Raw genomic sequence first — 17,436 nt, forward strand, 5'->3', positions numbered from 1 at the left:
TTTTGCGTCTCTCTCTATCGGTCCAAAATCATTGAAATTGGTCCCATTTAATTATTGACAAAGAGAATTGGCAACTATACAATTCCCCAGCTTTAGGCTACCTGCTGCACACTTCGTAAGGGGGTTTTTACCGTATGGAAATGAAGGATTTTATTTTTACCTCCGAGTCTGTCTCTGAAGGTCATCCGGATAAGGTTGCGGACCAAGTATCAGACGCCATTTTGGATGCCATCCTGACCCAGGACCCCAAGTCGCGGGTAGCCTGTGAAACGATGGTAACGACAGGCATGGCGGTCATCGCCGGTGAGATCACCACCAACGCCATCATCGACTATCCCAAGATCGTCCGCGAGACCATCCGCGAGATCGGCTACAACGACTCCGCCATGGGTTTCGATTGGGAAACTTGCGCTGTTCTTACCTCCATCGACAAGCAGTCCCCGGACATCGCTCAGGGTGTTACCGAGGGCGAGGGGATGTTCAAGGAGCAGGGGGCGGGGGACCAGGGCCTCATGTTCGGTTTCGCCTGCAACGAGACGCCTGAACTGATGCCGATGTCGATTCTGTTGGCTCACAAGCTGGTGTCGCGTCTGGCCGACGTTCGCAAGGCCGGCGTGCTCGACTTCCTGCGTCCCGACTCCAAGTCCCAGGTTTCCATCCAGTACATCGACGACAAGCCGGTGCATGTGGATACCGTTGTCATTTCCTCGCAGCACTCCCCTGAGGTCTCCTACGAGATGATCAAGGAAGGGATCATCGAGGAAGTCGTGAAGAAGATTATCCCGGCCAACCTGATGGACTCCAAGACCAAGTTCCTGATCAACCCGACCGGACGTTTCGTCATCGGCGGCCCGATGGGCGACTGCGGCCTTACCGGCCGTAAGATCATCGTTGACAGCTACGGCGGGCACGGCGCTCACGGCGGCGGCGCGTTCTCCGGCAAGGACCCCAGCAAGGTTGACCGTTCCGCCGCGTACATGGGGCGTTACGTGGCGAAGAACCTGGTGGCATCGGGTGTCTGCGAAAGGTGCGAGGTTCAGGTGGCTTACGCCATCGGCGTCGCCGAACCGGTCTCCGTCATGGTCGACTGCAACGGCACCGGGAAGATTCCGTCCAAGCGCATCTCCGAGATCGTGCGCGAGGTATTCGACATGCGTCCCCGCGCCATCATCGAGCAGCTCGACCTGCTGCGTCCGATCTACAGGAAGACCGCTGCCTACGGCCACTTCGGCCGCGAGCTTCCCGAGTTCACCTGGGAGCGCACTGACAAGGCTGCCATCATCAGGGAAAAAGCCGGGCTGTAAGAACCGGTTCAACGTTCAACATTCTACGTAAAACAAAAAAGGCCCTCTGGAATTCCGGGGGGCCTTTCTTTATAACCCGTTCAACGTTCAACGTTCCGACGTTCAAAAACAAAGGCCCTCTGGGAGTTTTCCCGGGGGCCTTTTCTTGTGAATCAATCTGTTGGATGTGTGGAGGACGTTGCCGACTCCGCGGTGGGGGCAGCGAACGTTGAACATTGAACATTGAACGGCCGTTATGGATTCCTGCTGAACCTGTAGCCTACCCCGCGCACGGTCTGGAAGAAGATGGGGCGGGAGGGCTCCGGCTCGAAGTACTTCCGCAGCCGCACGATGAAGTTGTCGAGGGTCCTCGTCTCGGCGTCTGTCGAGTACCCCCAGACGCTCTCCAGGATCACCCCGCGCGGGATCGCCTCCCCCTCCCGGTGAAAGAACAGGGAGAGCATGCGCACTTCCAGGTCGGTCAGGTCGATCTCCCCTTGCCGGGTCCGCGCCCGGTAAGAGAGGAGGAACACCTCGTTGTCGCCGAAACGATATCCTTCCTCGACCGGCTCCGGACGGTACCAGGCAGAACGCCTCAACATCCCCGACACCCTCAGCAGGAACTCCTTCAGGTTGAAGGGCTTGATCAGGTAGTCGTCGGCGCCGGCGGCCAGGCCATGGATGCGGTCGCTCTCGGCGGAGCGCGCCGTCAGCATCAGCACCGGCACCCTGGAGTCCAGCGTCCGTATCCTCTCGCATACCTCGAACCCGCCGATTCCGGGGAGCATGACGTCAAGGATGATGAGATCGAATTTCTCGACCTTCACCTTCTCCAGCGCCTCCTCGCCGCTTTCTACGTGGCTTACCAAGTAACCTTCCTGCTCCAGGTTGAAGGTGATGCCCCGCGCCAGGTGCATCTCGTCCTCGACCAGGAGTATCTGTGGCTTTTCTCCCGCCATGCCGCTAACCTCGTTGCTGCTGGCCGCCGGGTAGCGGCAGCGCGATGTGGAAGGTGCACCCCTTGCCGAGCCCCTCGCTGCTGACGGTGATCCTGCCGCCGTGGGCATTAACCACCGACTTCACGATATAGAGGCCAAGGCCGGTCCCGCGGATGTTTTCGCCGGGGGTGCGCACCCGGTAGAACATCTCGAAGATCTTGTTCAGCTCGTTCTTCTTTAGCCCTTTGCCGTTGTCCTGGAAGTCGAGCAGGCACTGCTTGCCGCTTTTTCGCAGCGAAACCCGGATTTCCGGGGATACCGGCGAGTAGAGCAGGGCGTTTTCCAAAAGGTTGCGAAGCGCCATCTCCATCCCTTCGACGTCGATGACCGCCGAGATCCCTTTCTCGACCTCGAGTGTGAGGCGCCCTCCCTCCGGCAACTCCGCCCGTTTCCCTTCCAGGTACTCAGTGACGAACTCGGAGAAGTCGATCTTCTTGGCCTTTTCTCCCAGCTGGCGGAACTCGATCCTCGTTGCCATCAGCAGGTTGCTGGTGAGCACGTTGAGCCGGTCCGTGTCCGAGAGCATGGTGTCGATGAACCCGTCCAGCTTGTCCTTGGGGAGATTCCTGAGCTTCACCGTCTCCAGGTGGAGCTGGATCGAGGTCAGCGGTGACTTGAGCTCGTGGGTGAGTTGCGAGATGTAATTGCGCTGCTGCAGGTAGAGCTTCGCCTGGCGACGCCAGTACAGGAAGATGACGTAGACGCCGACCAGGACGGCGACCAGCATCAAAAGTCCCTCGACCAGTACCAGCCACTCCACCCCTTGGGCCACGAGCTCCGGCTTGTAGCGCAGCGCCAACTGGCGGAATTCCTTGTTGCGGCCCACGAACCAGTAGACCCAGGAGATGACCATGACCACCCAGATCAACTGGATTCCTATCAGTGCAATCAACGGGTTGGAGAGTTTTCTTTGCGATTTCATGCACCCACCTGTAGCATCGCAGATCCGTTTTTGCAAGGGGTATCTCATTGGAGGGGAGGGGCTTCGTTTTACATTACTATTACAAAGGCAAACACCGTTCTCTGTTAATGTGTAAACGTGACAGTTCCAGATCAGGAGGGAAGACATGTTTAAACCGTTACGCATAGGAAAACACGAGGCACGCTACCCGCTCATTCAGGGCGGCATGGGAGTGCGCATTTCGGCAGGATCTCTCGCAGGGCACGTAGCCAAGTGCGGAGGGGTCGGCCTTGTCGCTTCACCCGGCATCGTCTTGAACAGCGAGTTTTTCAACGGTTCTAACTATCTCAAGAACAGCTCCCTCGCTCTCAAAGAGGAACTGCGCAAGGCCTATGAGATTGCGCCCGACGGCATCGTCGGCGTGAACGTCATGGTCGCCCTCACCGACTTCGAGGAACTGGTCGTTGCCGCCGTCGAAGGTGGCGCCAAGGTGCTCGTCTGCGGGGCGGGACTCCCCTTGACCTTGCCGGGACTGACCGCGCACGCTCCCGACGTGGCGCTGGTGCCTATCGTATCCTCCGTGCGCGCCGCGCAGTTGATCGCCAAAAAATGGGACAAGGCCTACAACCGACTCCCGGATGCCGTGGTAGTAGAGGATCCCGACACCGCCGGCGGCCACCTGGGTGAAAAGATAGAGAACATCGGCAACGGCGATTACGACCAGTACGAGACCGTGCGCGGCGTAAAGGAGTTCTTCCGTACCGAGTACAACCTCGACATCCCCATCATCGCCGCCGGCGGGATCTGGGACCGCGCCGATGTGCTGCACGCCCTTGCCGAAGGGGCGGACGGGGTGCAGATGGCGAGCCGCTTCGTGACCACCGTGGAGTGCGACGCTGAGGACGCCTTCAAGCAGGCCTATCTGGATTGCAAGAAGGAGGACATCGGTCTCATCATGAGTCCGGCAGGTCTTCCGGGGCGCGCCATTCTCACCAACCAGCAGGGGATCATCGACTATGACCGGGACCGGGGTTCCTCCTGCAGCCACGGCTGTCTCAAGAAGTGCTCCTACAAGGAAAGCGGCGAGCGGTTCTGCATCGTCAGGTCCCTGGACCGTGCGCAGCGCGGCGAGGTCGACAGCGGCCTGATCTTCTGCGGCACCAACGCCTACAAGGCGAACCGCATCGAGACCGTGCAGGAGATTTTCGACGAACTGTTCGCCGAAACCGGCGCCGTCTCTCACGAGGAAGCCGCGTAACACGGCCAAGTAGCAGCGGCAGTCCTGCCGCGATAACCGACTGATAATCAAGATCCCCCTGTCGCCATTGAGCCGCAGGGGGATCTTTTTTGGGGTGAAGGAAAATTGGAGCTAAATAATTCATCTTTGCGCTTGATGCCGGTCCTTGCATATGCTATATCAAGAAAACTTGATTTAATAGAACCGTCAGGGTTGATGGACATGATCGATTTACTAAAAGCTCTGGCTGATCCTTGCCGCCTCCGTCTGGTGGGGGCGCTTCTGCGCGCCGAACTCACGGTGCAGGAGCTGACCCAGATCCTCGGCATGGGGCAGTCGCGCATCTCGCGGCACCTGAAGATCCTCACCGAGGCGGGGGTCCTGTCGGTCAAGCGCCAGGGAACCTGGAGCTACTACCGGGCGGGAGAGGGAAACGCCTTTTTCTGCGCCATCCGTCCCCAGTTCGAGCTGGAGTTGGAGCGGCTTCCTGAGCGAAACGACGATCTCGCGGCGGTGGCGCTGGCCCTGGAGGCAAGGCGCAGGCGCAGCCTTGAGTTTTTCGACCAGCACGCGGCGCAGTGGGATGTCCTGTCGCGCACGCTGCTGCCGGTTCCGCCCTACCTCGACCGTCTGCTGGGCCGGATTCCTGCCGTGGAAACCGTGCTTGAGATCGGCGTCGGCACCGGCGCGCTCTTGCCCGAATTATGCTTGCATGCAGCAAAGGTTATCGGCGTGGATCATTCGCCGGCCATGCTCGAAGAGGCGCGCCAGCGCATCACCAGCGGCGGAAACCAGGGAGCCGAGCTGCGGCTGGGCGAGATGACGCATCTCCCCATAGCCGACGGCGGGGCGGGGTGTGTCATAGCAAACATGGTGCTGCACCATGCCGCCGATCCTATGACAGTACTGGGTGAGATTCAGCGGGTGCTCCAGCCCGGCGGGGCGCTGGTCATGGCTGACCTGGCACGCCATGAGCGGGAATGGGCTCGCGAGCAGTTGGCGGATCAGTGGCTGGGTTTCGAGGAAGAAGAACTGAAGGGTTGGATCGCCGCAGCCGGTTTCGGCGCGGTAGAGATAGAGCGGATAGCCGCCGGGGCCGGGCAAGAACCCGTCCTGCTGGTAAAGGCGGTAAAGGAATAAAAGGGGACAGGCTACTTTTTCAAACGAAAAAGTAGCCTGTCCCCCTTAAATGACGAATTGTTGCAGATAACCCACCAAAAGGAGAAGCATCGATGAAAGAAAACGATTACATCGTAAAGGACATGTCGCTGGCGGCCTGGGGCCGCAAAGAGATGATCATCGCCGAGACCGAAATGCCGGGCCTCATGGCGATCCGCGAGGAGTACGCCGCGAGCCAGCCGCTCAAAGGGGCGCGCATCGCAGGCTCGCTGCACATGACCATACAGACCGCAATGCTGATCGAGACCCTCACCGCTCTGGGCGCCGAGGTCCGCTGGGCTTCCTGCAACATCTTCTCTACCCAGGATCACGCGGCTGCGGCCATCGCGGCTGCAGGGATCCCGGTCTTCGCGCACAAGGGCGAGACGCTGGCGGAGTACTGGGATTACACCCACAAGATCTTTGAGTGGCACGACGGCGGCGCCCCCAACATGATCCTCGACGACGGCGGCGACGCCACCTTGCTGCTGCACCTGGGAAGCGACGCGGAGAAGAACCCCTCCGTCATCGCCAACCCCACCTGCGAGGAGGAGCAGTTCCTCTTCGCCGCCATCAAGAAGCGCCTGGAGACAAACCCCGGCTGGTACTCGAAGACCGCGGCCAGCATCAAGGGCGTCACCGAGGAAACCACCACCGGCGTGCACCGCCTGTACCAGATGCACGAGAAAGGGACGCTCAAGTTCCCGGCCATCAACGTCAACGACTCGGTGACCAAGTCCAAGTTCGACAACATCTACGGCTGCCGCGAGTCCCTCATGGACGGGATCAAGCGCGCCACCGACGTCATGGTGGCGGGCAAGGTCGCGGTCATCTGCGGCTACGGCGACGTGGGCAAGGGTTGCTCCCAGGCGATGCGCGGGCTGCAGGCCCAGGTTTGGGTGACCGAGGTCGACCCGATCTGCGCGCTCCAGGCGGCGATGGAAGGCTACAAGGTCGTGACCATGGAATGGGCCGCCGACAAGGCGGACATCTTCGTGACCACCACCGGCAACATCGACGTCATCACCCATGACCACATGAAGGCGATGAAGCACAACGCCATCGTCTGCAACATCGGCCACTTCGACAACGAAATCGAGGTCGCGAAACTGAAGCAGTACCAGTGGGAGAACATCAAGCCGCAGGTGGATCACATCATCTTCCCGGACGGCAAGCGCATCATCCTCCTGGCGGAAGGGCGTCTGGTCAACCTCGGTTGCGCCACCGGCCACCCCTCCTACGTCATGTCCTCCTCCTTCGCCAACCAGACCCTGGCGCAGATGGAGATCTTCTGCAACCCCGGCAAGTACCCGGTCGGCGTCTACACCCTTCCGAAGGAACTGGACGAGAAGGTGGCGCGCCTGCAGCTGAAGACACTGGGCGCCATGCTCACCGAGCTCACCGACGCTCAGGCTGACTACATCGGCGTGAAGAAGGACGGGCCGTACAAGTCGGAGCACTACCGCTACTAAAACGCGGATAGACTCCCCCTCCCTTGACGGTGTATAGACTGGGGACATGGTTTACAAATGTTCGGGGACATAGTTAACACTTTTGCCAAGAATGACCTTTCCTCGGAGGAGGGAGACCATGCCTTGGCGACCGGTGGATACTATGACCCTGAGATTCGAGTTCGTTCATTTGGCGTTGCAGGAAGGCAGCAACATAGCCTTCCTTTGCAAACGCTTTAACATCAGCCGTCCGACCGGCTACAAATGGATTAGCAGGTTCCTTGAAACCGGCGTCGAAGGCCTAATTGACTTATCTCGCAAGCCACTGACCTGTCCACATAAGACGGTCACTGCGACCGAAGATGCTATTCTCAAGCTTCGCGAAGAACATCAGGCTTGGGGAGCACGTAAGCTACGTAAGCGTCTTGAAAAACTTGGGCATCAGGGGGTGCCTGTACCTTCGACCATAACAGCAATCTTGCGCCGCAACGGCTGCATTGATCCAGCTGAGTCAGATAAACATACTGCTTTCCAACGGTTCGAGCACCCATACCCAAACGACCTATGGCAGATGGATTTCAAGGGCAGTATTCCGATGAAGCATCATGGTCGCTGTCATCCGTTGACTGTTCTGGATGACCATTCCCGGTTTAGTGTGGTGCTTGTAGCCTGTGCCAATGAGCGAACAGAAACGGTTAAAGCTGCTTTGATTGAGGCATTCAGGCAATATGGATTGCCATATCGAATGACCATGGACAATGGCAGCCCATGGGGTAACGATCAATACAACGACCTTACGCCATTAACGGTCTGGCTTATCAGAAACGAGATACGGGTCAGCCACTCTCGCCCCTATCATCCTCAAACACAGGGTAAGGACGAGCGGTTTCACAGAACTCTGGTTGCAGAAGCAATCGCTGGAAGAGTCTTCGAAGACCTAGCTGACTGCCAGCTTAGATTCGACACCTTCAGGCATTGCTACAACTTGGAGCGCCCACACGAATCACTAGGTATGGAAACTCCGATGACGCGTTATAAGCCTAGCCGGCGGACTTACTCAGAAATACTGCCCGAGATTCAGTACGCCCCAGACGACGAGATCCGAAAGGTCCAGGCCGAGGGTAAGGTGTCATTCAAAGGCCGATGTGTGCGCCTCGCGAAGGCGCTCAGGGGGCAGCCGGTGGCATTTCGGCCAACCATACGCGATGGCGAATATGGCGTTTATTTCTGCAGCCAGAAAATCGCAGAAGTCGATCTCAAAGAACAAAAAGTGTAAACCATGTCCCCGAACAACTGTAAACCTTGACCCCGGTCCATACAGACGGGAGGGGGCAGGGGGGTGGGTGAAGTCGCCAATGTCGCAGGTGGTGGCATCCTCCCCCACCCCTAGCCCCTCCCGCAAGGGGAGGGGGACCTCATTCCCTGTTTCCCAAGCTTCAGCTTTAAGCTAAACATCACACGCAAAAGGAAAGGGCGCCTGGTTTTCAACCGGCGCCCTTTCTCAGTTTTCCTGCTCTTTCTTCTCTTTTTTCCCCCGGTCCCCGGGGGCGCACGATGGCGACATTCAAGTCTGGACCCCAAGCTTGGGGAGGATGTAGCGCTGCAGCACTACCCAGAAAACAAAGAAGCCGACCAGCATCAATAGTTCGTTCATGTTCGGGTTCACCTCCTGAGATGCGAGCACTATAACTCATATTCAGGAAAAGGTATATAGCAAAAAGAGAATGGATTCCCCCGGCTCTACGACTCGCCGCGACGGTAGGTCCCGCTCTTGCCCCCTTCCTTGAACATCAGCACCACTTCCGCTATCGCTATCGACTTGTCGCTCCCCTTGCACATGTCGTACACGGTGAGCGCCGCGACCGAGGCGGCTGTCATCGCCTCCATCTCGACGCCGGTCCGCTCGAAGGCCCGAACCGTCGCCTCTATCCTCAACTCGCCTGTGGCCGGGTCGTGCCGGAACTCTATGGCGGCGTGGTGGATCGCCAGCGGGTGGGAGAGGGGGATCAGGTCGGGGGTCTTCTTGGCCGCGGCGATGCCGGCCAGGCGGGCGACGCCCAAAACGTCCCCCTTGGCGACCGAGCCTTCCAGGATGGCGGCCAGGGTTGCCGGTTTCAGCAGCACCCGGGCCTGTGCGGTCGCGGTCCTGAGCGTGCAGGTTTTGCCGCTCACGTCGACCATGATGGCCTGTCCCTGCTCGTCGAAGTGGTTGAACATGGTTTCTCCTGTTTCGCCTGCGGCTACGAGGTGGTTTCCGGCACCAGCTCCACGTCCCTCAAGAGGACCAGATCGACCTCGCTTCCTGCCGGGACGAAGGTGGCCTCGGAGGGGAGGGCGGCGAGCCCGTCGCACCTGGTCATGGTGCTCAGTATTGCGGTGTGCTGGTCTCCGGCGCAGTAGGCGACGTAGCGGCCATGCCTCTTCTTGACGGTGACCCGGATGAAGTGGGTCTTTCCTTCCTTCTTGTGGGCATCCTCCGCCAGTATCCCCTTCATGAACGGGCGCACCACCTTCCGGTAGCCCATCATCTTCAAGAGCGCGGGTTTGACCAGCAGTTCGAAGGTGATCATGGTGGACACGGGGTTGCCGGGAAGCGAGAAGACGGGCCTTCCATCCTGGAGGGCGAATGCGGTCGGGCCGCCGGGCTTCATGGCGACCTTCCAGAACTGCTCCTGCGCCCCGAGCTCTGCCAGAACTTCCCGGACCAGGTCGCGGTCTCCAGCCGATACTCCGGCCGAGGTGATCAGGGCGTCGAACCGGAACCCCTGCTGTATCTTCTCCCGGTGGCTCTCGATGTCGTCCCTGGCGATCCCCAGCAGCACCGGCTCGGCTCCCGCCTCGCGCACGGCGGCGGCAAGCGAGAGGGCGTTGGAGTTTATCACCCGCCCGGGGGACGGGGCTTCGCCCAATTCAATCAGCTCGTCGCCTGTGGAAAGTATCGCCACGCGGACCTTTCTGTGGACCGGGACCAGCGCCTGCCCCATGGCCGCCAGCATGCCGATTTCGGCGGGGCGTACCGTGGTGCCGGCCTCCAGGATCGGCGCTCCCGCCGCGACGTCGGAACCTTGATGCCGGATGTGTTGCCGCGGCTGCACTTTCTGCCGGATCACCACACGGTCGCCCATCTCCTCGGTTTCTTCAATGGGGACCACCGCGTTGCATCCTGGGGGAATAGGGGCGCCGGTCATGATGCGTACCGCGCACCCTGTCTCTAGTGCGGCCGGCCCGTCACCGCCGGCCGGCAGGAACCCTGTGACGCTAAGCTCCGCCGGAACCTTGCTGCAATTAGCGGCGCGAACGGCGAAGCCGTCCATGGCGGAATTGTCGAACTGAGGCAGGTCCCAGGGGGCGACGACGTCCCGTTTCACCACCCGGCCCACGGCCTCCAGGAGGGGAACCATCTCTTCTCCCAGGGGGTGCACGTTGGCCAGGATGATATCGCGTGCTTCTTCAAAGCTTGGCATTTGATACCTCGCGTTTCTCTCAGGCGGAGTTCGCGCCTATTTCCAGCTCTCCCTCTCCCTCAAGGCTCCTCCGGGAAATCACGGGAAATCACGGGAACGTCGCTCTTGGTCCCCCCTCACCTTGCGGGAGGGGGTTAGGGGGTGGGGTAAGGTGCCATCGTTTCCATACTTTGCGACTTCACCCACCCCCCGTCCCCCTCCCGTCTAGGGAGGGGGGGCTGTTATCCCCGCAAATCCCGGAAGAGCCTCCCGCAAGGGGAGGGGGGACTTTGACCGGTTGCCCCCGGCCAGGTTATGCAGCCCGCGCCGCATTATGCCGCGACGACCAGTTCGACCGGGGGCACCTTCGGGTAGGAGATCTCGTGAACCTCCATCTCCAGCAGGTCGATGCTCAACTTGCGGTCGCGCAAAAGCTCCCCTTTGCCGAGGAGGATCTTGCAGGCCTCGGCCACCTCCAGGCTCGCCACCACGGCCGGGGTGAAGGCGGGGTTTCCCAATTGCTGCTCGATACCTTTTCCCGCTACCCAGTGGCGGTAGATGCTCTGCACCGTGGTGTCGCCGGGAAGCTGGGTCGCCACGTGGCCGTACCAGCCGCCGATGGCGCCGTGGACCATCGGTATCCCTGCCACGGTGCAAAATTCTGCCAGTTCCAACCGGTAGGGGATGCTGTCGAGGGCATCGACCGCTACCATGGCGCCGGCCAGTTGCTCGGAGCCGTTGGCGAGGCAGAAGTAGTCCTTGATGGGGGTAACCGTGACGGCGGGGTTGATCTCGGCCACACGGTCGACGGCGGCCTCAACCTTGGCCTTGCCGAGCGTCGCCGGGGTGGAAAGGATCTGGCGGTTCAGGTTGTGCTCCTCGAAGATATCGGGGTCAATGGCCACGATATGGCCGACGCCGATGCGGGCCAGCTCTTCGATGACGTACCCTCCGAGCCCCCCGCAGCCGATCACCGCCACGCGGCTACGGAAAAGCTTCAGCTGCTCCTCGATCGAGATCATGTTCCGGTTGCGCTGGTAGCGTGCCGGGAAGATCCCGTTTTCCAGGGCCAGCGCCTCGACCTCGTGGTACCTCAGGCCGAACCGGGCCACGGCCTGGCTCTGCGCGCTCCAGGAGAGCATCCCCGCTTGGGTGGATTCCTTGAGAAAGGTGACAGCTTTGAGCATGTTAGCCTCCTCCTACCAATGGAAACAGTGAAAGGGTGTCGTGGTCGGAGAGTTTGGAGTCGAGTTCCCCGTGCCTGCCGTTCAGCATGACGATGCCGATCTCCTCCTCGGTGAGTCCGAGGCTCAGCACTACCGCCCGCACGTCGGTCCCTTCGGGGAGTTCCTGCTCTGCCACCTTGAACCTGCCGTTTCTAAATGTCGCGAAAAGCTTGAGCGTGATCAGCATGTGGCACCTGCGAATTCGTGTGTATAAACGAAAAAGCCCGGCGTGACTTTTGGTCACGCCGGGGAGTGGAGCGGTTATTAGAAGTTCCAGAACTCGTCGATCTCTGCGTCGGTGAAGTCCCACACCGCATTGTGCGGCGCCACCGGCTCGTTCTTGAAGAAGTCCGGGAGGCGGTCGTGCACGTTGGTGAGCCCTGCTTCCTGGTTGAACTTGCGCTCAAGCTTCAGGACATGCTTGCCCAGGTTGGTGACGTCGTCGCCGGTAAGGGCGATGCCGAAGCGGGCGTTGATCATGTCGATCAGGGCCGGGAGGCACTCCGGTATGTCGAGAGCCGGGAAGGCCACGAAGATGCACATGCCGGTGGAGTCGACCGCAGCGGTCGCGATCTGCAGGTTGCGAGAGAGTTCTACTTGGCCGTCCTTCTTGAGCGGATCGACGTAGCCGCCGACGTTCAGGATGTTGGTGGCGATGGTGTAGCCGGAGGTGTGGTCGGCGCCCATGGTGCTGGTCGCGTAGGTGATGCCGATACCCTTGACGGAGCGCGGGTCGTAGGCCGGGATCGCCTGGTTCTTGACCACCGGGACGCGGGTGACGCCGTAGGTACGGCCGACGGAGCCGGCGCCGCCGCCGAGGATGCGGCCCAGGGCAGTCCCTTTGCCGATCTCTTCGGTCAACAGGCGGAGCATTTCCTTGGAATCGCCCCAGTTGAGGATGCCGGCTTCCATGGCGACGCCGAACATGACGGCGGTCTCGATGGAGTCGATCCCGATGTCGTCCATCAGGTTGTCGGCGCGGGCGATGTCGTCCAGGTTGTCGATGCAGCAGTCAGCGCCCAGGCCCCAGATGGTCTCGTACTCAAAGCCGGAGGTGACGTACTTGCCGTCCTTGTCGTTATAGACCTGCGAGCACTGGATGATGCAGCCTGCATGGCAGCCGTGCTTCACCTTGCCGCCGCGTGCCGCGATGGTGTCGTGCATGGTCTCGCCGGAAATCTTGTCGTGCCCTTCGAACTGGCCGGTGGTGAAGTTCCTGGTCGGAAGACCGCCTGCTTCGTTGAGGATGTTGACGAGGACGTTGGTGCCGTAGGTCGGCAGGCCTTCGCCGGAGACCGGGTGGTCGAGAAGCGCCTTGGAGAACGCCCTTGCCGCGGTCTTGAATTTCTCCGGATCTGCTATGGTCACGGGTTTGGAGCCTTCACCGTCGATGGAGATGAATTTGATCTGCTTGGAGCCCATGACTGCGCCCAGGCCGCCACGGCCGTGGCTGCGGATCTTGCTGTCCGGGTCCTTAACAGAGATGTTTGCCGCGGTCATCTTCAGTTCACCGGCGATGCCGATGGTGAGGACGCCGGTCTTCTTGCCCAGGCGCTGCTCCACTGCGTCGATGACGGCGAAGTTGCCGACGCCTAAGAGTTCCTTCTCTTCGTTGATGGTGACGCCGTTGATGCCTACGGAGAGGTTGTACCAGGTGCCGGATTTCGGAGCGCCTTCGATGATGAGGGCCTTGATGCCGAGTTTAGCCAGCATCTGCGCGGCGGTGCCGCCGGCGTTGGACTCCTTGATGCCGCCGGTGAGGGGGCTCTTGGCGCCTGCGGAGAGGCGGCCGGAGTTGGCTGCGGCGGTGCCGGTCAGAAGGCCCGGTGCGAAGCAGAGGACGTTCTGCGCGGAGAGCGCATGACAGGTCGGCGGTACTTCAGCGGCCACGATGGTGGAGGTCAGGGCGCGGCCGCCCAGGCCCGCCCAGGCTGCCGGAACTTCTTCGATCTTCGTGGTGAGGTCGGTCATGTTGACGCGAAAAATCTTATCCATGCTTTTCAAGCTCCCTTTTAATTAGTTTCCGGCATCGGTGCCGGCGCTCCTTTCCAAGAGGGAGGCTCCGCCGTTTCCAGCGAAACCCGTTGGCCTGGCTCCGTGAGGGTGGTCCCTTTTAGGCGGCGCATGGCTCGGAGATTCAAAACCCCTCCCCCGCCAGGGGGAGGGGAGCTTTGCTGCTATGCTGCTGGTTCTTACATTGCGTCCTTGAAGATCTGGACGACCTGCTCAAGGGTTGCCTTGCGCGGGTTGGTGAACTGGCAAGCGTCCTTCTTCGCGTTCTCAGCCATGATGGTGAGGTCGGCTTCCTTGACGTTGAGGGCCTTGAGGCCGGTCGGGATGCCGATGGAAGCGGAGAGGGTGCGGATCCTGTCGATTGCCTTCTGGCCTGCTTCGGTCACGGAGAGGCCGTCGATGTTCTCGCCGAGGGCTTTCGCGATGTCGGCGAAACGCTTCGGGCAAGCGATCAGGTTGTACTGGCTGACGGCCGGGAGCAGGATGGCGTTGCAGACGCCGTGCGGCAGGTTGTAGAAGCCGCCCAGCTGGTGAGCCATGGAGTGAACGTAGCCAAGCGATGCGTTGTTGAACGCCATGCCGGCCAGGTACTCGGCGTAAGCCATCTTGTCGCGCGCCTCGAGGTCTTCGCCGTTGGCAACTGCCTTGGAGAGGAACTCGGCGATCAGCTCGATTGCCTTGATGGCGCAAGCGTCGGTGATCGGGGTAGCGATGGTGGACACGTACGCCTCGACGGCGTGGGTCAGTGCGTCCATGCCGGTTGCCGCGGTCAGTGCCGCCGGCTTGCCGACCATGAGCAGCGGGTCGTTGATCGCGACGTTCGGGGTGCAGCGCCAGTCGACGATCGCCATCTTCACGTGGGTGTCGGTGTTGGTGATGATGCAGAAACGGGTCATTTCGGACGCGGTGCCTGCGGTGGTGTTGATGGCCACGAATGCCGGCATCGGCTTGGTGGTCTTGTTCACGCCTTCGAGATCGCGGATGTGGCCGCCGTTGCCGATGACCATGCCGATGCCTTTAGCGCAGTCATGGGAGGAACCGCCGCCCAGGGAGATGATCGCGTCACAGCCGTTGTCCTGGTACACCTTCACGCCGTCGTGCACGTTGATGTCGGTCGGGTTGGGCTCTGCGCCGTCGAAGATGACTGCGGAAACACCGGCCTCTTCAACCTGGGATTTGATCTTGTCGGCAACGCCCATGGCCGAGAGGCCTTTGTCGGTAACGATCAGCGCCTTGGATGCGCCCAGTGCCTTGATCTGGCCACCGGTCTCTTTAGCGGAACCAATACCCATCAGTGATACTGTCGGAATGTAGAAACCGTACGTCTGCTCTCCTAATGCCATTTGTCTTTCCCCCTGTTGTTGTGTCCGGATTTCAAGCCCGGTTGTTTAACCATTGCGTAGGTCCAAGTTGCATACACTGTCCTAAAACGGTTTTCTAGGTTATCGCAAACCCCATACCAGAATCTGCCAGAGTCGCATTTTTTTCGGCATCTGTTATTTTTTTGTCAGATACCGTATACTTAACGCACACCATGTTTACACGACTTCTCCCCCCCGTTTTGGGGCTCGTTCTGAAAAGGAACAAAGGTCGTGTTCCATTATGGAGCGATTGCTCCGTTGTGGTACGTCTGTTTTGGTCAGCGATACATCATCTCATCCCTGCCTCGAAAGCTCCCCTGCAGCAGCGCGAAAAACCTTTGTTCCTCATGTATTCACTATGTTAGTGCCTCATCTCCCCATGACGCCGCACTTTTGTCCGACGTTTTGTCGCAGTTGGTATCGATATTGCCTTTGTATACAAACAGGCAGTACACGAGGCGGATCCCTTTATTAAGAATTTGGGAGTTGCGGCATGGCACTGATCGATGCCTACGGCAGGCGCATAAACTATTTGAGACTCTCGGTCACCGACCGCTGCAACATGCGCTGCAGCTACTGCATGCCGGCGCAAGGCGTGGAGAAGCTCGAGCATAAAGAGATGCTGAGCTACGAAGAGCTCTACCGGGTAGCCGGCGCCTGCATCGCACAGGGGATAGAGAAGATCCGGGTGACCGGCGGGGAACCGCTGGTGAGGAAGGGAATCGTGCCTTTCTTGGAGCGTCTGGCGAGGGTGCCTGGCTTGAAGGAGCTGGTGCTGACCACCAACGGACTGCAACTGGAGGAGATGGCCCAGCCCTTAAAGCGCGCCGGGGTGGCGCGGCTCAACATCAGCCTCGATTCGCTCAGGCCCGAGGTCTTCGCCCGCATCACCCGTGGGGCGGACCTGAAGCGGGTGCTCTCCGGGATAGAGGCAGCAGAAAAGGCGGGTTTCGCGAACCTCAAAATAAACATGGTAGTGATGCGCGGGGTTAACGACGACGAGATCCTGGACTTCGCCGCCCTCAGCATCGAAAAGCCGTACACGGTGCGCTTCATAGAGTACATGCCGACCCTGCAGGACGAGGGGTGGAACGCGCAAAGCATGCCGGGGAGCGAGATCCTCGCGCGGATCGCCGAGCGCTATCCGCTCCTCCCCATGGTGGGTGCAGAGATGGCGGGACCGGCCCGCAACTTCAAGATAGAGGGCGCGGCCGGGGCCATCGGGATCATCACCCCGGTTTCCGGGCACTTCTGCGAGAGCTGCAACAGGATCCGGGTCACCGCCGCCGGCAGGATGCGCGGCTGCCTCTTCTCCGACCAGGGTGTCGATCTCAAACCGCTGCTGCAGAGCCTCGATCCCTACCGGCTGCAGGAAGAGATCCGGCGCATCGTGACGCACAAGCCGGGGCGGCATCACATTGCCGAGCCGGAAGCGGAGAAGATAACGGTCAACATGTCCCGCATCGGTGGGTGAAGCAGGGGCTGGAACTGCAGGGGCTGGGGGCTGGGGGCTAGGGGCCAGGGGCTAGGGGCTAGGGGCTAGGGGCTAGGGGCTAGGGGTTGGGAACAGCGAACAAGCCTTCAGCACCTGGATCAGGGACAGGGATTACGGAGGAAAGAGATATGTCCGGTTCGATAGTCGCGGTAAGCGTGAGCAAGAGCAAAGGGGAGAAAAAGACTCCGATGGAGTCGGTGCATGTCCGGGAAAACTTCGGCATCATCGGTGACGCCCATGCTGGCGATTGGCACCGCCAGGTGAGCCTCCTGGCCCAGGAGAGCATCGATAAGATGGTCTCGCTGGGGCTCTCCGTGGGGCCCGGCGACTTCGCGGAGAACATAACCACCCGCGGAGTGGATCTGGTCAACCTCCCGATCGGCTCGCGGCTGGCCATAGGCCCGGTGGTGCTGGAGATTTCCCAGATCGGAAAGGTCTGCCATACCCGCTGCGCCATCTTCTACCAGGCCGGCGATTGCGTCATGCCTAAGGAAGGGGTATTCGCCACGGTGGTGAGCGGCGGAGTGGTAAGACCCTCAGACGAGATCGAGCTGCTGTAACAGGCAGCATAAAAAAGGAAGCAGCAAGCAAGGGGGAGTGTATGAAGGACCGGAGCCAGAAGAAAGCCAACATCATCTCGATCCGCATGAGCGACGACGAGAGGGACGCCATTCAGCAGCTGATGGACAGCAAGGGGAAGAAAGCTTCTTCCATCATGCGCGAGGCATTCGCCCTGTTCAAGGAGCAGTGGGAGATTTCCAAGCGCATGGAAGCGCCGCTGGAGCAGTAACGGCCACTAAAAGCTTTGGTGGACCACATGGACTCTATGGACCTGGTGGACCCGATGGACGTGGCTGAGAGCAGATAAAA

General features: G+C 60.2%; 16 protein-coding genes and 1 riboswitch. Of the genes, 8 read left to right on the forward strand and 8 right to left on the reverse strand.

The features are described 5' to 3' along the window. Positions 1-134 precede the first annotated feature (134 nt). Positions 135-1,304 (forward strand): methionine adenosyltransferase, encoded by a 1,170-nt coding sequence (gene metK / locus GBEM_RS06740; RefSeq protein WP_012529772.1) that lies wholly within the window; start codon positions 135-137, stop codon positions 1,302-1,304. Between the two features lie 233 nt (positions 1,305-1,537). Here metK and GBEM_RS06745 read toward each other — a convergent pair whose 3' ends face one another. Together GBEM_RS06745 and GBEM_RS06750 are read right to left on the reverse strand one after the other, a co-directional pair. Further along, positions 1,538-2,242: a response regulator transcription factor gene (locus GBEM_RS06745; protein ID WP_012529773.1), complete on the reverse strand. Its 705-nt coding sequence runs from the start codon at positions 2,240-2,242 to the stop codon at positions 1,538-1,540. A 4-nt stretch (positions 2,243-2,246) separates the two neighbouring features. Next, positions 2,247-3,203, reverse strand: a complete 957-nt coding sequence (locus GBEM_RS06750) for a sensor histidine kinase (RefSeq protein WP_085950327.1) — start codon at positions 3,201-3,203, stop codon at positions 2,247-2,249. 145 nt (positions 3,204-3,348) lie between these two features. On the opposite strand from GBEM_RS06750, the gene GBEM_RS06755 reads away from it, so the two are divergent. From GBEM_RS06755 to GBEM_RS06770, 4 genes are all read left to right on the forward strand, one after another. Further along, positions 3,349-4,440: an NAD(P)H-dependent flavin oxidoreductase gene (locus tag GBEM_RS06755; protein WP_012529775.1), complete on the forward strand. Its 1,092-nt coding sequence runs from the start codon at positions 3,349-3,351 to the stop codon at positions 4,438-4,440. Positions 4,441-4,641: 201 nt separating this feature from the next. After that, positions 4,642-5,559 (forward strand): ArsR/SmtB family transcription factor, encoded by a 918-nt coding sequence (locus tag GBEM_RS06760; protein ID WP_012529776.1) that lies wholly within the window; start codon positions 4,642-4,644, stop codon positions 5,557-5,559. 92 nt (positions 5,560-5,651) lie between these two features. Next, positions 5,652-7,049: an adenosylhomocysteinase gene (gene ahcY, locus GBEM_RS06765; protein ID WP_012529777.1), complete on the forward strand. Its 1,398-nt coding sequence runs from the start codon at positions 5,652-5,654 to the stop codon at positions 7,047-7,049. Between the two features lie 118 nt (positions 7,050-7,167). Continuing rightward, entirely contained in the window at positions 7,168-8,304 is a 1,137-nt protein-coding gene (locus GBEM_RS06770; protein ID WP_012528777.1) for an IS481-like element ISGebe1 family transposase, read from the forward strand. 464 nt (positions 8,305-8,768) lie between these two features. Here GBEM_RS06770 and moaC read toward each other — a convergent pair whose 3' ends face one another. From moaC to GBEM_RS06800, 6 genes are all read right to left on the reverse strand, one after another. After that, entirely contained in the window at positions 8,769-9,245 is a 477-nt protein-coding gene (gene moaC / locus GBEM_RS06775) for a cyclic pyranopterin monophosphate synthase MoaC (RefSeq protein WP_012529778.1), read from the reverse strand. 23 nt (positions 9,246-9,268) lie between these two features. Beyond that, entirely contained in the window at positions 9,269-10,492 is a 1,224-nt protein-coding gene (locus GBEM_RS06780) for a molybdopterin molybdotransferase MoeA (RefSeq protein WP_012529779.1), read from the reverse strand. Positions 10,493-10,803: 311 nt separating this feature from the next. Next, on the reverse strand, positions 10,804-11,658 hold the full coding sequence (locus tag GBEM_RS06785; protein WP_012529780.1) for a HesA/MoeB/ThiF family protein: 855 nt from the start codon (positions 11,656-11,658) through the stop codon (positions 10,804-10,806). Position 11,659: 1 nt separating this feature from the next. After that, on the reverse strand, positions 11,660-11,884 hold the full coding sequence (locus GBEM_RS06790; protein WP_012529781.1) for a MoaD/ThiS family protein: 225 nt from the start codon (positions 11,882-11,884) through the stop codon (positions 11,660-11,662). 77 nt (positions 11,885-11,961) lie between these two features. Further along, a complete protein-coding gene (locus GBEM_RS06795) occupies positions 11,962-13,692 on the reverse strand; it encodes an aldehyde ferredoxin oxidoreductase family protein (RefSeq protein WP_012529782.1) in 1,731 nt (576 codons plus the stop codon). Positions 13,693-13,722: 30 nt separating this feature from the next. Continuing rightward, positions 13,723-13,844, reverse strand: a riboswitch (molybdenum cofactor riboswitch). A 45-nt stretch (positions 13,845-13,889) separates the two neighbouring features. Then, positions 13,890-15,053, reverse strand: a complete 1,164-nt coding sequence (locus tag GBEM_RS06800; protein ID WP_012529783.1) for an iron-containing alcohol dehydrogenase — start codon at positions 15,051-15,053, stop codon at positions 13,890-13,892. A gap of 511 nt (positions 15,054-15,564) precedes the next feature. On the opposite strand from GBEM_RS06800, the gene moaA reads away from it, so the two are divergent. The 3 genes from moaA to GBEM_RS06815 all read left to right on the forward strand — a co-directional run bounded on the left by moaA (position 15,565) and on the right by GBEM_RS06815 (position 17,356). Continuing rightward, positions 15,565-16,545 carry a GTP 3',8-cyclase MoaA gene (moaA, locus tag GBEM_RS06805; protein WP_012529784.1) on the forward strand — a complete coding sequence of 327 codons (981 nt, stop codon included), beginning with the start codon at positions 15,565-15,567 and terminating at the stop codon, positions 16,543-16,545. Positions 16,546-16,694: 149 nt separating this feature from the next. Continuing rightward, a complete protein-coding gene (locus tag GBEM_RS06810; protein ID WP_012529785.1) occupies positions 16,695-17,126 on the forward strand; it encodes an MOSC domain-containing protein in 432 nt (143 codons plus the stop codon). Between the two features lie 41 nt (positions 17,127-17,167). Next, positions 17,168-17,356, forward strand: coding sequence for a hypothetical protein (locus GBEM_RS06815; RefSeq protein ID WP_012529786.1), 189 nt, complete (start codon positions 17,168-17,170; stop codon positions 17,354-17,356). The last annotated feature ends 80 nt before the right edge of the window (positions 17,357-17,436 follow it).

Origin of the sequence: Citrifermentans bemidjiense Bem (genome assembly GCF_000020725.1) — a bacterium.
GTDB classification, from domain to species: Bacteria; Desulfobacterota; Desulfuromonadia; order Geobacterales; family Geobacteraceae; genus Geomonas; species Geomonas bemidjiensis.

Excerpts from the sequence above, each read along its gene's own strand:
- GBEM_RS06745 (WP_012529773.1), bottom strand. The coding sequence starts at position 2,242 with ATGGCGGGAGAAAAGCCACAGATACTCCTGGTCGAGGACGAGATGCAC.
- GBEM_RS06795 (WP_012529782.1), bottom strand. The coding sequence starts at position 13,692 with ATGGATAAGATTTTTCGCGTCAACATGACCGACCTCACCACGAAGATC.
- GBEM_RS06785 (WP_012529780.1), bottom strand. The coding sequence starts at position 11,658 with ATGCTCAAAGCTGTCACCTTTCTCAAGGAATCCACCCAAGCGGGGATG.
- ahcY (WP_012529777.1), top strand. The coding sequence starts at position 5,652 with ATGAAAGAAAACGATTACATCGTAAAGGACATGTCGCTGGCGGCCTGG.
- GBEM_RS06790 (WP_012529781.1), bottom strand. The coding sequence starts at position 11,884 with ATGCTGATCACGCTCAAGCTTTTCGCGACATTTAGAAACGGCAGGTTC.
- moaA (WP_012529784.1), top strand. The coding sequence starts at position 15,565 with ATGGCACTGATCGATGCCTACGGCAGGCGCATAAACTATTTGAGACTC.
- GBEM_RS06780 (WP_012529779.1), bottom strand. The coding sequence starts at position 10,492 with ATGCCAAGCTTTGAAGAAGCACGCGATATCATCCTGGCCAACGTGCAC.
- GBEM_RS06760 (WP_012529776.1), top strand. The coding sequence starts at position 4,642 with ATGATCGATTTACTAAAAGCTCTGGCTGATCCTTGCCGCCTCCGTCTG.
- GBEM_RS06800 (WP_012529783.1), bottom strand. The coding sequence starts at position 15,053 with ATGGCATTAGGAGAGCAGACGTACGGTTTCTACATTCCGACAGTATCA.
- GBEM_RS06750 (WP_085950327.1), bottom strand. The coding sequence starts at position 3,203 with ATGAAATCGCAAAGAAAACTCTCCAACCCGTTGATTGCACTGATAGGA.
- moaC (WP_012529778.1), bottom strand. The coding sequence starts at position 9,245 with ATGTTCAACCACTTCGACGAGCAGGGACAGGCCATCATGGTCGACGTG.
- GBEM_RS06815 (WP_012529786.1), top strand. The coding sequence starts at position 17,168 with ATGAAGGACCGGAGCCAGAAGAAAGCCAACATCATCTCGATCCGCATG.
- GBEM_RS06810 (WP_012529785.1), top strand. The coding sequence starts at position 16,695 with ATGTCCGGTTCGATAGTCGCGGTAAGCGTGAGCAAGAGCAAAGGGGAG.
- metK (WP_012529772.1), top strand. The coding sequence starts at position 135 with ATGGAAATGAAGGATTTTATTTTTACCTCCGAGTCTGTCTCTGAAGGT.
- GBEM_RS06770 (WP_012528777.1), top strand. The coding sequence starts at position 7,168 with ATGCCTTGGCGACCGGTGGATACTATGACCCTGAGATTCGAGTTCGTT.
- GBEM_RS06755 (WP_012529775.1), top strand. The coding sequence starts at position 3,349 with ATGTTTAAACCGTTACGCATAGGAAAACACGAGGCACGCTACCCGCTC.